Here is a 13369-nt window from a genome sequence, read left to right on the forward strand (position 1 = left end):
TTCCTCATCAGGATCGCGGCTGGGTCAAAGCGCCCGTTGATGGCGTTCGCGCAGCTCTTGGCGTTCTTTGGCTTCGATACACAGGGTGGCGGTGGGCCGCAGCAGCAGGCGCTTGAGGCCGATGGGCTCGCCGGTGTCGCGGCACCAGCCGTATTCGCCACGGGCCAGGCGCTCCAGGGCTTCGTCGATCTTGTCCAGGAGCTTCTTTTCCCGCTCCAGCAGGCGCAGTTGCCACTGGCGCTGCTCTTCGGCACTGCCGATGTCGGCGGGGTCGCTGTGGGGTTCCTGCTCGCGCAGCTGGTCGAACTCGCCGGCAATGCGCTCCTGCAGATCACTGCGCTGGGCCAGCAGCAGCTGGCGAAAGAAGCCCTGCTGGGCTTCGTTCATGTAGTGCGTCTCGGGTTGGGCGAGAAGGTCTTGTTCAGTCATGGCGAGTCACGGGTCAGGCTGTGTTTTAATGTTATATTATAACAACACAAATTAGCCAACCTTCCCTTGCCGCCCACGACGAAGGGCGCGATGCTGCGCCCCTGTCGTCACGAGACTCGCCATGCGCCCTGTCCTGCCCACCCTACTTTCAGGCCTGTTGCTGCTGGCTGGTCACGCCAGCGCGGCGGTGCCCAGTACCCTGGCCACCTGCACCCGCAGCGCCACTCTGCTGGCCTGCGTCGACCCGCTGGGCAACGCCTACAGCGTCGCCACGGCCGGCAGCACCACCTACCTGCGCGGCTTCGAGGTGATCGGCAAGCGCTATTGGGCGCAGACCAACAGCCGCTACGGGCAGCTGACGTTCTTCACCGGCCTGGCCTCCGACGGCGAGGCCTGGGTGGGCTACAGCCAGCGCGTGGGCTGGACCACGCGCAACCGCTTTTCCAGCTCCGGCGGCAGCCGCGGGCAGTTCACCTGCAGCCGCATCAGCGGCTGCTAGCTCCCTTTCCCGTACCGCCTGCGTAGGAGCTGGCTTGCCAGCGAAGACATCCTCAGCCACCCCATTCACCGGCCTCTTCGCCGGCAAGCCGGCTCCTGCAGGTCGGCGTTCAGGCGGGGCGGTTGTTCTTGGTTTCCTGGAGCCAGGCCATGTAGCTGTTAACCGGTGGGTTTTTCTCGAAGTAGCGCTGCAGGCCGTTGAACAGGCCATCGGCAATCGCCTGCTGGTGGCGCGCGGTGACCAGGCGCTGGCTGTCGCGGCTGTTGGAGATGAAGCCGGTTTCCACCAGGATCGACGGCACGTCCGGTGACTTGAGCACCGCAAAACCGGCCTGTTCCACACGCTTCTGATGCAGGGTGGTAATGCCCGACAGGCTCTGCAGCACAGTCCCGCCCAATTGCAGGCTGGCGGCGATGGTGGCGTTCATCGACATGTCGACAATCACCCCCGCCAGCATCGGATCCTTGTCCTTGAGGTTGAGCAGCGTCGTCGCCCCCAGCAGGTCGGCGCCGTTTTCCCGCTGGGCCATCAAGCGCGCGGTGGCCGAGGTGGCGCCACCTTCGGACAGGGCGTACACCGATGCGCCGGATGCGGTAAGCCGCGGCGCGGCATCGGCATGCACCGAGATGAACATGTCGGCCTGGTGCTTGCGGGCAATCTCCACGCGTTTGCGCAGCGGCACGAAGAAATCATCGTTGCGCACCAGCTTCACGTCGAAACCCTTCTCGCGCTTGAGCCGCTTGGCCAGCAGGCGGGCGATGGCCAGCACCACATCCTTCTCCCGTTCGCCCTTGGCCCCCACGGCGCCCGGGTCCTTGCCGCCATGGCCGGGGTCTACTACCACGATGATGTCGCGCTTGGGATGGGGCTTGCCTGTCGTGGCCTCGGGCTTGGCCAGCGGCGCGGCGGCCGCAGCGATCGGCAGGGCCAGCCTGGTGGCATTGGACAGATCCAGCACCAGCCGATGGCCCTGGCCATCCTGGGGCGGCAGGAGAAAACTGTGGAGCTGCACCGGCTCGCGCAGGTCGAGGACGATCCGCGTATCGCCCTGGCCGAAGTGCCCGGAACGAATGGCGCGGATCACCGTGTTGGCCAGGGCCAGCTGGCTGAAATCACCGCTCAGGTGCGCGCCGTTCAAGTCGATGATCAAGCGCTCCGGGGCACTCAAGCTGAAGGTCTTGTATTGCACCGGGCCGCTCAGATCGAGCACCAGCCGCAACTTTTCTGCGTCCTTCCACAATCGTGCGTTGCAGATCTGCGCGGCGCGGACACTCCAGGGAAACATCAGGGCCGTACCGGCCAACAGCAGGTTGAGCAATTGACGTCTGTGCATGGCAAATACCGCGAAAAAAGGAGCGTCCCTACTCACAAGACAAGATGAACAACCGTCGAGGAAAAATTTCCCATCGAACGTATTGTTATAATATAACATGTGAAATCACTTCCCACGACGGACCTGTTCATGAACGCGCTGACTCTGCCGGATATCGCCGCGCAGGCCTCACGCCAAGCCTTGCCCCTGGAATGGGTGGGCATGTGCGGCATTGCCTTACCTGTAGTGATCAACAACCAGCCAAGCGCAGCCAAGGCCGATGCCGGTGTCAGCCTCGACGATGGCGAGGCCCGGGGCATTCACATGTCACGCCTGTATCTGGCCCTGGAAATGCTGGAACAGGAGAACCTCACCCCCGCTCTGCTCCGGCGGATCTTGCAGCGTTTTCTCGATAGCCATGAAGGCCTGGCCCACAGCGCCTACCTGCGCATTCAGTTGGATCTACTGTTGAAACGCCCGGCCTTGGTCAGCCCGTTGGCCGGCTGGAAAAGCTACCCGCTGAGTATCGAAGCGCGGCTGAAAAACGCGATGTTCCACGTGGAACTAAAAATCGACGTGCCTTATTCCTCCACTTGCCCCTGTTCGGCGGCGCTGGCGCGGCAGTTGATCCAGCAGCAGTTCATCGAAGATTTTGCCAACCGGCCGTTGCAACACGCCGACGTCCTGGCCTGGCTGGGCTCGCCCCAAGGCATCGTCGCGACGCCCCATAGCCAGCGCAGCAACGCGGCATTGCATCTGCGCCTGGATGACTTCATCGACGAACTGCCGTTGATTGCCCTGATCAACGATGCGGAAAACGCCCTGGGCACCGCCGTGCAAACCGCGGTCAAGCGTGCCGACGAGCAGGCCTTCGCCCTGGCCAACGGGCAGAACCTGATGTTCTGCGAAGACGCCGCCCGCCGCCTGAACCTAGCCCTGCGCCGTTCCCCCGGAATCAACGCCTTTCAATTGCGGGTCGTGCACGCCGAAAGCCTGCATGCCCATGACGCCGTGGCCGAAAGCCGCTGGAACTGGGAGGCCTGATGATCCGCTGCGAACACCTGCGTTGGGGCGCTCCGGGGCAACCCCTGACTCCAGCCCTGGATCTGCACCTGCCCAGGGCCAGCCTGAGCGCGATCATTGGCGCCAACGGATCGGGCAAGAGCAGCTTGTTGAAAGTCATCGCCGGGCTGCAGAAACCACTCGCGGGCAAGATCCACCTCGGCACTGCCCGAGGCGGCTTGTCCTTCTTGCCGCAGCAGCAACACCTGGATCGACAGTTCCCCATCAGCCTGGAAGAACTGGTGGCCGGCGGCTTCTGGGGCAAGCGTGAACCGGCCAGGGTCAGGGCAGAAAAGCTGCGCACGGTCCTCGAAGACTGGTGCCTGAGCGGCCTGGAAAAGCGCCCGTTGATGGCCCTTTCCGGTGGTGAATTACAACGTGCCCTGCTCGCCCGATTGAGCCTGACCGAAGCCCCCTTGCTGCTGTTGGACGAGCCCCACGCCGCCCTCGACGAAACCGGCCAGGCCCTGCTCTGGCGTCACTTGTACAACTGGCACGCTCAGGGCCGGACCCTGGTGGTGGTCTGCCATGACCTGGCCGCCGTGCGCCAGCACATCCCCCAGACCCTGCTGGTAAAAAGCAGTGGCTGCGTATTCGGCCCCAGCCTGGAGCTGATCGCCCCACAATCCTGCGCGCAGGTGGCTTGATGCACTTCGCCGCACATTTCTGGCAGCCGTTCAGCGAATTCCTGTTCATGCGTCGGGCCCTGCTCGGCGGCCTGCTGCTGGCCTGCAGCACCGCGCCCCTGGGGGTGTTCCTGATCTTGCGGCGCATGAGCCTGATCGGTGACGCCGTGGCCCACGGCATTCTCCCGGGCGCCGCCCTGGGCTTCTGGTTCGCCGGTCTCAGCCTGCCGGCGCTGACCCTGGGCGGCCTCGGTGCCGGGTTGGGCATGGCCGGGCTGGCCGCCTGGATCACCCGGCGCACCGGCCTGCGGGAAGACGCCAGCATCGCCGCCATCTACCCCATTTCCCTGGCCAGCGGCGTGCTGATCCTCGGGCTGGCGGGCAAGCGCCTGGACCTCTTGCACCTGCTGTTCGGCTCGGCCCTGGCGGTGGATGGCACGACCCTGAACGGCATGCTGCTGGTCTCGCTCTTCAGCCTGCTGGCCATGGCGCTGATCTACAAAGCCCTGCTGCTGGACACCCTTGACCCGCTGTTCCTGCACAGCGTCAGCCGCCTCGGCCCCCTGGCCCACGGCCTGTTCCTGACCCTGGTGGTGCTCAACCTGGTGATAGGTTTCCAGGCCATCGGCGCGCTGATGGTGGTGGGCCTGACGATGCTGCCGGCCGCCGCCTCACGTTTCTGGAGCCGACGCCTGCCCGCCCTGATCGGCATCGCCGCGCTGTTTGGCTGCCTCTCGGTGTGGCTCGGCCTGCTGCTGTCGTTCCACTACTCGCTGCCCAGCGGCCCGGCCATCGTGCTGGTGGCCGGCGGCCTGTACCTGCTGTCCGTGGTGTTCGGTCCGGTGCACGGCTTGCTGCACCGCCCACCTTTGCTCACATCCCCATGAGGTGTTTCCCGATGCGCGCTCTACTCGTGCTGTTCAGCCTGCTGTTGCCCTTGTCGCTGCCTACTGCCCAGGCGGCGGACAAGCTGGCGGTGGTCACCAGCTTCAGCATCCTCGCCGACATGACCCGCCAGGTCGGCGGTGAGCATGTGCACATCACCAACCTGGTGGGTGCCGACGAGGATGCCCACACCTACGAGCCGAGCCCGAATGACGCCAAGGCCCTGCTCAAGGCCCGGCTGATCATCAAGAATGGCCTGGGTTTCGAACCCTGGCTGGACCGCCTGGTGGCCAGCACCGCCACCCAGGCCCAGGTCGTCACTGCCAGCCGCGGGGTTATTCCGCGCACCCTGGAGGAAGACGGCGAAAGCGTTCCCGACCCTCATGCCTGGCACAACCTGGCCAACAGCGAGCTCTATGTGAGCAACATCACCAAGGCGCTGATCGCTGCCGACCCGGCCCACCAGGCCGACTACCAGCGCAACAGCCAGGCCTACCTGAAACAGATCTATCGCCTGCTGGCCGAGGCCAAGGCCAAGCTCGGTTCCCTGCCCCCAGGCAACCGCAAGATCGTCACCTCCCACGACGCCTTCGGCTACCTGGGCCAGGCCTACGGTATCGACTTCATGGCGCCCCAGGGCCTGTCCACCGAGCGTGAACCTTCCGCCGCCGAAGTGGCTGCGCTGATTACCCAGATCCGCAACGCCAAGGTCAAGGCAGTGTTCATGGAGAACATCAAGGACGCCCGCCTGCTCAAGCAGATCGCCGACGAAAGCGGCGCCCATATCGGCGACACCCTGTACTCCGATGCGCTCTCGGCCAGCGGTCCGGCCAGTACCTTCACCGGCCTGTTCGAATACAACCTCGACACCCTGTACCAGGCCCTGAGCCAACCATGATCCGCCGCCCACCGCTGTCGCTGCTGGATCTGGAAGCCGCGCCCCAGGGCAGCCGCTGGGCCTTGACCGCGGTGCTCGCCGCCCTGCCCTGGAACAGCGACGGCCTGATCGCTGCCATTGCCCAGCAGCACGACAGCGGCGAGGTGCTGATGCTGGCCTGGATGAACCGCCAGGCCCTGGGCGAAACCCTGGCCAGCGGCCAGGCCTGCTACTGGTCGCGCTCGCGTCGGTGCCTGTGGCGCAAGGGCGAAAGCTCCGGGCATCGCCAGCGCCTGATCGAAGCGCGCCTGGACTGCGACGGCGATGCCGTGCTGCTGCTAGTGGATCAGCAAGGACCGGCCTGCCACACCGGGCGCCCCAACTGTTTCTACAACGCCATTCGCGATGGCGCGGTGGAAGTCATCAGTTCCCCCTTGAAGGACTCGCGCCATGATTCGTAAAAACCCCTCCGGCGATCTGCCCGTGATCGCCGAGTCCGCCTACGTCGACAAGACGGCCATCATCTGCGGCAAGGTGGTGATCGGCGACAACGTCTTCGTCGGCCCCTACGCGGTGATCCGCGCCGACGAAGTGGACGCCAGCGGCCAGATGCAAGCCATCACCATCGGCGCCAACTCGAACATCCAGGATGGCGTGGTGATCCACTCCAAATCCGGCGCGGCGGTGACCATCGGCCAGCACACTTCCATCGCCCACCGCTCCATCGTCCATGGCCCCTGCGTGGTCGGCGACCGAGTGTTCATCGGTTTCAACAGCGTGCTGTTCAACTGCGAAGTGGGCGACGGCAGCGTGGTTCGACACAACTCCGTGGTGGATGGCCGCGACCTGCCGCCGGGTTTCTACGTGCCCTCCACCACCCGCATCGGGCCCAAGACCGACCTGGCGCAGTTCCCTCCCGTGAGTGTCAGCGCTTCGGAGTTTTCCGAAGACGTGGCGCGCACCAACGTCGACCTGGTGCGTGGCTACAAGGCCCTGCAGAACGAGTTTTGAGCATGAGCCGAATCCTCATCCGCAATGCCCGCCTGGTGAACGAAGGGCGCGAATTCGACGCCGATGTGCTGGTGGCGCACGGGCGCATCGACACCATCGGCAGCCTGGACCACCTCAGCGCCGAGATCGAAATCGACGCCCGCGGCCAGTGGCTGCTGCCGGGCATGATCGACGACCAGGTGCACTTTCGCGACCCCGGCGCGCCGGACAAGGGCAGCCTGTACAGCGAGTCGCGGGCGGCGGTGGCCGGTGGCATCACCAGCTTCATGGACATGCCCAACACCTCGCCGGCGACCCTGGATCTTGCCGCCCTGAACGACAAGAAGCGCCGCGCAGCGAGCGTTTCGGTGGCCAACTATGGCTTTCACTTCGGGGTCAGCAACGACAACCTCGACCTCGTCGCCGCCCTGGACCCCACGGAGGTGGCCGGGGTCAAGGTGTTCATGGGGGCCTCCACCGGCAACATGCTGGTGGACGATCCCGAGGTGCTGGACCGGCTGTTCCGCCAGGTGCCGACCCTGCTCCTGGCCCACTGCGAACACACCCCCAGCATCCAGGCCCGGCAACAGCGCTGGCTGCAACTCTATGGCGAGCAGATTCCCGCCGCCGCCCACCCGCACATCCGCGATGCCGAGGCCTGCTTTCGCTCCTCATCCCTGGCGGTGGAACTGGCGAAGAAACACGGCACCCGCCTGCACGTGCTGCACCTGACCAGCGCCCGGGAACTGGCGCTGTTCGAGGACCGGCCCCTGGCGCAAAAGCGCATCACCGCCGAGGTCTGCGTACATCACCTGCTGTTCGATGACCGCGACTACCCGCGCCTCGGCCACCTGATCAAATGCAACCCGGCGATCAAGACCCAGGCCGATCGCGATGCCCTGCGCCAGGCCCTGAACAGCCAGCGCCTGGATGTCATCGGCACCGACCACGCGCCCCATACCTGGGAGCAGAAACAGCTGCCTTACAGCCGCGCGCCCTCCGGCCTGCCGCTGGTGCAGCATGCATTGCCAGCGCTGCTGGAACTGGTGGCCGACCGGGTGCTGCCCCTGACCACCCTGGTGGAAAAAACCAGCCACCGAGTCGCCGACCTGTTCGCCATTCCCGATCGCGGCTACCTGCGCGAAGGCTACTGGGCCGACCTGGTGCTGGTCCGCGCCGAGCCCACAGGCCTGGCCGTGGACAGCCAGCCAATCCTCGCCCACTGCGGCTGGACGCCCTTTGCCGGCCAGCGCTTTCGCCACAGCGTCAGCAGCACCCTGGTGTCGGGCCAGCTCGCCTGGCACCAGGGCCGCCTGTACGACGACTGTCAGGGCCTGCCCCTGCGCTTCACCCGTTAATAGCCCGACCCCAAGGACCGCCGAAGATGATCCGCATCACCCTGCCTGATGGCGCGTGCCGTGAGTACGACCAGCCGTTGTCCGTTTTCGAGGTGGCCGCCAGCATCGGCAGCGGCCTGGCCAAGGCCGCCGTGGCCGGGCGAGTGAACGGCCAACTGGTGGACTGTGACTACCTGTTGCACAGCGACGCCCGCTTGAGCATCGTCACTGCCCGCGACCCCGAGGGCCTGGAAGTACTGCGCCACTCCTGCGCGCACCTGCTGGCGATGGCGGTGAAACAGCTGTTCCCCTCGGCGCAGGTGGCCATCGGCCCGGTGATCGAGGATGGCTTCTTCTACGACTTCGCCTACGAGCGCCCCTTCACCCCAGAGGACCTGGAACTGATCGAGGCGCGCATGCATAGCCTGGCCGCCACCAATCATTCGGTGCGCCGCCGGGAATTGTCCCGGGAGCAGGCCCTGCAGCATTTCGCCGACCTGGGCGAGCACTACAAGGTCGAGCTGATCCGCGACTTGCCGCCAGATGCCGTGCTTTCGCTGTACCGTCAAGGGGATTTCGAAGATTTGTGCCGTGGGCCACACCTGCGTTCCACTGGCCAACTGCGCGCCTTCAAGCTGACCAAGGTGGCCGGAGCCTACTGGCGCGGCGACGCCCGCAACGCACCGCTGCAGCGGATCTACGGCACCTGCTGGGGCACCCGCCCGGAACTTGAGGCCTACCTGTTGCGCCTGGAACAGGCGCAACAGCGCGACCACCGTAAGCTCGGCCAGCAGCTGGATCTGTTCCATTTCGACGACTGCGCGCCGGGCTCGGTGTTCTGGCACGCCAAGGGCTGGACCCTGTTCCAGGAACTGATCGGCTACATGCGCAGGCGCCAGGAACAGGCCGGCTACCAGGAAGTGAACACCCCCGACGTGATGGACCGCGGCCTCTGGGAAACCTCCGGGCACTGGCAGAACTACCGCGACCACATGTTCACCACCACCACGCAAGACCAGCGCACCTTCGCCCTCAAGCCGATGAACTGCCCCGGCGCGGTGGCGATCTTCGGTCATGGCCGCAAGAGTTACCGCGACCTGCCACTGCGCATCGCCGAGTTCGGCAAAGTCCACCGCTACGAACCTTCAGGGGCCCTGCACGGCCTGTTGCGAGTGCGCCATTTCACCCAGGACGACGCCCACATCTTCTGCACCCCGCAACAGATGCAAAGCGAATGCGCCGCCACCATTGCCCTGGTATTCGACATCTACAAGGAGTTCGGTTTCGACCAGGTGGCGGTGAAGCTCTCGACCCGCCCCGACCACCGCATCGGCAGCGATGAGGTCTGGGACCAGCTGGAAGAGGCCCTGGTCGGTGCCTTGCAGAGCATGCACATCGACTACCGGATCAACCCCGGGGAAGGTGCCTTCTACGGCCCCAAGCTGGAGTTCGTGCTGCGCGACGCCATCGGTCGCGACTGGCAGTGCGGCACTCTGCAGGTGGACCTCAACCTGCCCGAGCGCTTCGCCATCAGCTACATCGACGAGCGCGGCGAACGCTGCCAGCCGGTGATGCTGCACCGGGCGCTGTTTGGTTCCCTGGAACGCTTCATCGGCATTCTCCTGGAACACCATGGCGGCGCCCTGCCCCTGTGGCTGGCACCGCAACAAGCGGTGGTGCTGAACATCAGCGAAGCCCAGGCCGACTACGCCCGGGCCATCAGCGACAGCTTGCGCCGTCACGGGCTGCGGGCCAGCGCCGACCTGCGCAACGAAAAGATCGGCTACAAGATTCGCGAACACAGCCTGCAGAAAGTGCCTTACCTGCTAGTGGTCGGGGAAAAGGAAAAGGACGGAGGCTACGTCAGCCTGCGCAGCCGAAATGGCGAAGACCTGGGCCGCCTGAGCCTGGAGCAGGCCCTGGCCCGGATGCGCTAGGCGCTGCCCGGGGCACGGGCAGCGTCAGCGTCAGCCAAAAGTCAGGAGGCGCGGGGTTTGACCGTGCCGCAGTCCTGGCCCAGCCACACCGCGCGGGTGTCCATGCTGCCCTTCTGCTGCAGGCCGGTGGCGTTGAAGGTGCCGGCCACGTTGGTGGTGAACTCACGATCGCTGATGAACGTGGCCACTCCATTGCCCTGGGCCTTGGGGCAACTGAAGCGGAACTTCCATTGATTGCCACTGCGTTCGGTCACCTGCTGCTGGCAACCCGACTGCGGGTCCTGCAGCGGGATGGTGTCCGACTGCACCTGGGCCGGTGTCAGGCACACCCGAATCCCCTTGCCGCCCATGGTCACACCCTGTTTCTCCAGCATCGCCCGCTGTTGCGGGGTCATCTGCTGCTGCAACTGGCCGAGAATCAGCGACAGGTCCGGCATGTTCTGGTCGTCGATCTTCATGTTGCTGCTGGTCAGCTCCCACAACCCCGGCTGCAGCATCTGCGCCTGCGCCACCACCGGAAGCGCCAACCCTGCCGCCAAGGCCCAACCCAGTAAACGAAGTTTCATCGAATGACTCCTAGACAATAGTGGCCGTTAGACTTCAGCCGGGGCACGGTGTTGCATGCAGAATAAAATAGCGACATTCACCGTGGAACATGGTCTGTTAGGCATTGAATCTTCAGGAGCAAGGCTGCCCCATGGATTATTTTGGCCCGCACATCTTCGGCTATCTCATCGCACTGCTGCATTTTCTCGGGTTGATCGCCGCGATCCACGCGGTACTCACCGTCAGGACCGCCCAGGGCGCCATCGCCTGGGCCCTGTCGCTGCTGTTCATGCCCTACCTGACCCTGATTCCCTACCTGGTGTTTGGTCGCAGTACCTTCGACGCCTACATCCAGGCCCGGCGTCAGGCCAATGTGGAAATGCACAAAGCCATCAATGAGCTGAACTGGCGCCCCTGGGTGGAAGAAGCCCTAACCGCCCGCGCCTCCAAGGCCTACGCCTCGCTGCGGGCCATGCCCAAGCTGGGGCGCATGCCGTGCCTGGCCAACAATCAGGTGCGCCTGCTGGTCAACGGCGACGCCACCTTCGAAGCGATCTTCAATGCCATCCGCCGCTCCCACAAGGCGGTGCTGATCCAGTTCTTCATCATCCACGACGATGAACTGGGCCGGCGCCTGCAACGCCTGCTGCTGGAAAAGGCCGCCGAGGGCGTGTCGATCCACCTGCTCTACGACCGCATCGGCAGCCACTCCCTGCCCGCCAGCTACGTACAGACCCTGCGCGACGCCGGGGTCCAGGTGCACGCCTTCGCCACCCGCAGTGGCTGGCTCAACCGCTTCCAGGTGAACTTCCGCAATCACCGCAAGATCGTGGTGGTGGACGGCATGCTGGGGTTCGTCGGCGGGCATAACGTCGGCGACGAATACCTGGGCAAGAAGCCGCCCCTGGCGCCCTGGCGTGATACCCACGTGCAGGTCAGCGGACCGGTGGTGGCCTGCCTGCAGGAGTCCTTTGCCGAAGACTGGTTCTGGGCCGCCCGGGAACTGCCGCCGCTGATCCTCCCGGACACCTACCCGGACGACGGCGTGCTCTGCCAACTGCTGGCCAGCGGCCCGGCCGATGCCTACGAAACCTGCTCGCTGTTCTTTGTCGAGGCCATCCACGCGGCCACCGAGCGGGTGTGGATCACCAGCCCGTACTTCATTCCCGATGAGGCGGTGTTCGCTGCCCTGCGCCTGGCGGTGCTGCGGGGCGTGGATGTGCGCATCCTGCTGCCCGCCCGCCCGGACCACCGCATCGTCTATGCCGCCTCCAGCCTGTACGCCTTTGAAGCAGTGCGCGCCGGGGTGCGAGTATTCCGCTATCAGCCAGGGTTCCTGCACCAGAAGGTGGTGCTGATCGACAACGAAATCAGCGCCATTGGCAGCGCCAACCTGGACAACCGTTCGTTCCGCCTGAATTTCGAAGTGATGCTGCTGACGGTGGACGACGACTTCGCCACCGAAGTGGAACACATGTTGGAAGCCGACTTCGCCAAGGCCCGGGAAATCGCCAAGGAAGAAAGCCGCCAGACCCACCGCCTGCAACAACTGGGCATGCGGGTCGCGCGGCTGATTTCTCCGATCCTTTAAGGGCCAGGCTTATGGATGGTAGAGGTCATCCCGGGTCCAGGGCAGTTCATGGCTGCCATCGGCATGGGGCTTGACCGCCAGGATCTGGTGCAGGTTGATCCAGCCCTTGGCAAAGGCATAGGCGCAGCCCGCCAGGTACAGCCGCCAGATCCGTAGCGCCTGCTCCGGAACCTGCCTGGCGGCGGCTTCCAGATTGTCTTCCAGGCGTTCGCTCCAGTGATCCAGTGTCCGCGCGTAATGCATGCGCAGGCTCTCGACATCGACAATTTCCAGCCCCGCCTCGCTGATGAACGCCGAGATCATTGCCAGGTGCGGCAGCTCGCCATTGGGAAACACATAGCGCTCGATGAAGTCCCCGGCCCCGCGGCCCACCGGGCGGCCGTCGGTGTGCTTGGCGGTGATGCCGTGGTTCATCACCAACCCGCCCTCGCGCACGGCCCTGAACAGGGTCTGGCAGTACTCCGGCAAGTTGGCGTGGCCGACGTGCTCAAACATGCCGACACTGACCACCTTATCGAAGCGGCCATCCTGGGGCAGGTCGCGGTAATCCAGCAGTTGCAGGTCCACCAGGTCGTCCAGGCCTTCGGCGGTCACTCGCTCGCGGGCCAGGGCCAGCTGCTCCTTGCTCAAGGTGATGCCGAACACCTTGGCGCCGAACTCACGCGCGGCGTAGCGGGCCAGCCCGCCCCAGCCGCACCCGACATCCAGCAGGTAGTCCCCCGGTTGCAGGCGCAGCTTGCGGCACAGGTGGCGGAATTTGGCTTGCTGGGCCTGTTCCAGAGACTCGCTTCCGGTCTCGAAATAGGCGCAGGAATAGGCCATGTCGCTGTCGAGCCACAGTTGGTAGAAGGCGTTGGAAAGGTCGTAGTGATAGGAAATCGCGGCTGCGTCGGTCGCCTTGTCGTGCAGCGAGCGCACCGGCTGGTTGCCGTCGTCATCGTCGAGCAAGGCCTGGCTCAGTTCGTCGCAGACCCGGATGACTTCGCTGATGGAACCTTCCAGTTCCAGTTTGCCCTCGACAAAGGCGCCCCCCAAGGCATCCAGGCTAGGGTGAGTCAGCTGCGCCACCAATTGCGGGTCCTTGACCACGATCGTGACGTTGGGATCCGGCCCCAGATTGAATTCATGGCCGTCCCAGAGCCGCAGGCGTAAAGGCAAATGCAGATTCTGTAAGGCCGGTGGAAGTTGCGCGAGCATGGAAAATCCCCCCTTGTTTCAGACGTCTGAAATGAGGGTAGACCATCCTAGAAAATAGCAGGCTATCGATTTGATAGTGGT

General features: G+C 64.8%; 14 protein-coding genes. 10 read left to right on the top strand and 4 right to left on the bottom strand.

What is annotated here, in order from left to right; translation table 11 throughout:
- Positions 1-24: 24 nt before the first annotated feature.
- Positions 25-429, bottom strand: a complete 405-nt coding sequence (dksA, locus tag PFLCHA0_RS30585; protein ID WP_011064339.1) for an RNA polymerase-binding protein DksA — start codon at positions 427-429, stop codon at positions 25-27.
- 121 nt (positions 430-550) lie between these two features.
- On the opposite strand from dksA, the gene PFLCHA0_RS30590 reads away from it, so the two are divergent.
- Entirely contained in the window at positions 551-928 is a 378-nt protein-coding gene (locus PFLCHA0_RS30590) for a hypothetical protein (protein ID WP_015637544.1), read from the top strand.
- 109 nt (positions 929-1037) lie between these two features.
- On the opposite strand, the gene PFLCHA0_RS30595 is transcribed toward PFLCHA0_RS30590, so the two are convergent.
- On the bottom strand, positions 1038-2261 hold the full coding sequence (locus PFLCHA0_RS30595; protein WP_041752706.1) for an N-acetylmuramoyl-L-alanine amidase: 1224 nt from the start codon (positions 2259-2261) through the stop codon (positions 1038-1040).
- 129 nt (positions 2262-2390) lie between these two features.
- Between PFLCHA0_RS30595 and folE2 the strand changes: the two genes are divergently transcribed.
- The 8 genes from folE2 to thrS are packed head-to-tail and all read left to right on the top strand — an operon-like array spanning position 2391 to position 9954.
- Positions 2391-3284, top strand: coding sequence for a GTP cyclohydrolase FolE2 (folE2, locus tag PFLCHA0_RS30600; protein WP_015637546.1), 894 nt, complete (start codon positions 2391-2393; stop codon positions 3282-3284).
- Positions 3284-3949, top strand: coding sequence for a metal ABC transporter ATP-binding protein (locus PFLCHA0_RS30605; protein WP_015637547.1), 666 nt, complete (start codon positions 3284-3286; stop codon positions 3947-3949). The genes folE2 and PFLCHA0_RS30605 overlap by 1 nt, the downstream gene beginning before the upstream one ends.
- Positions 3949-4815 (top strand): metal ABC transporter permease, encoded by an 867-nt coding sequence (locus PFLCHA0_RS30610; RefSeq protein ID WP_015637548.1) that lies wholly within the window; start codon positions 3949-3951, stop codon positions 4813-4815. Before PFLCHA0_RS30605 ends, PFLCHA0_RS30610 begins: the two co-directional genes overlap by 1 nt.
- 11 nt (positions 4816-4826) lie before the next feature.
- On the top strand, positions 4827-5711 hold the full coding sequence (locus PFLCHA0_RS30615; RefSeq protein WP_015637549.1) for a metal ABC transporter substrate-binding protein: 885 nt from the start codon (positions 4827-4829) through the stop codon (positions 5709-5711).
- Positions 5708-6151, top strand: a complete 444-nt coding sequence (gene hisI / locus PFLCHA0_RS30620; protein WP_015637550.1) for a phosphoribosyl-AMP cyclohydrolase — start codon at positions 5708-5710, stop codon at positions 6149-6151. Before PFLCHA0_RS30615 ends, hisI begins: the two co-directional genes overlap by 4 nt.
- Positions 6141-6701, top strand: coding sequence for a gamma carbonic anhydrase family protein (locus tag PFLCHA0_RS30625; RefSeq protein WP_011064347.1), 561 nt, complete (start codon positions 6141-6143; stop codon positions 6699-6701). The genes hisI and PFLCHA0_RS30625 overlap by 11 nt, the downstream gene beginning before the upstream one ends.
- A gap of 2 nt (positions 6702-6703) precedes the next feature.
- Positions 6704-8038: a dihydroorotase gene (locus PFLCHA0_RS30630; RefSeq protein WP_015637551.1), complete on the top strand. Its 1335-nt coding sequence runs from the start codon at positions 6704-6706 to the stop codon at positions 8036-8038.
- A gap of 26 nt (positions 8039-8064) precedes the next feature.
- Positions 8065-9954 carry a threonine--tRNA ligase gene (gene thrS / locus PFLCHA0_RS30635; RefSeq protein ID WP_015637552.1) on the top strand — a complete coding sequence of 630 codons (1890 nt, stop codon included), beginning with the start codon at positions 8065-8067 and terminating at the stop codon, positions 9952-9954.
- Positions 9955-9995: 41 nt separating this feature from the next.
- Here the strand turns inward: thrS and PFLCHA0_RS30640 are convergent, their stop codons facing one another.
- Positions 9996-10520 (bottom strand): DUF3617 domain-containing protein, encoded by a 525-nt coding sequence (locus PFLCHA0_RS30640; protein WP_011064350.1) that lies wholly within the window; start codon positions 10518-10520, stop codon positions 9996-9998.
- A 131-nt stretch (positions 10521-10651) separates the two neighbouring features.
- Between PFLCHA0_RS30640 and cls the strand changes: the two genes are divergently transcribed.
- Positions 10652-12091, top strand: a complete 1440-nt coding sequence (cls, locus tag PFLCHA0_RS30645) for a cardiolipin synthase (protein ID WP_015637553.1) — start codon at positions 10652-10654, stop codon at positions 12089-12091.
- Between the two features lie 9 nt (positions 12092-12100).
- On the opposite strand, the gene cfaB is transcribed toward cls, so the two are convergent.
- Positions 12101-13288, bottom strand: coding sequence for a C17 cyclopropane fatty acid synthase CfaB (cfaB, locus tag PFLCHA0_RS30650; RefSeq protein ID WP_015637554.1), 1188 nt, complete (start codon positions 13286-13288; stop codon positions 12101-12103).
- Positions 13289-13369: the final 81 nt, after the last annotated feature.

This window comes from Pseudomonas protegens CHA0, assembly GCF_000397205.1.
In the GTDB taxonomy this organism is placed as follows: Bacteria; Pseudomonadota; Gammaproteobacteria; order Pseudomonadales; family Pseudomonadaceae; genus Aquipseudomonas; species Aquipseudomonas protegens.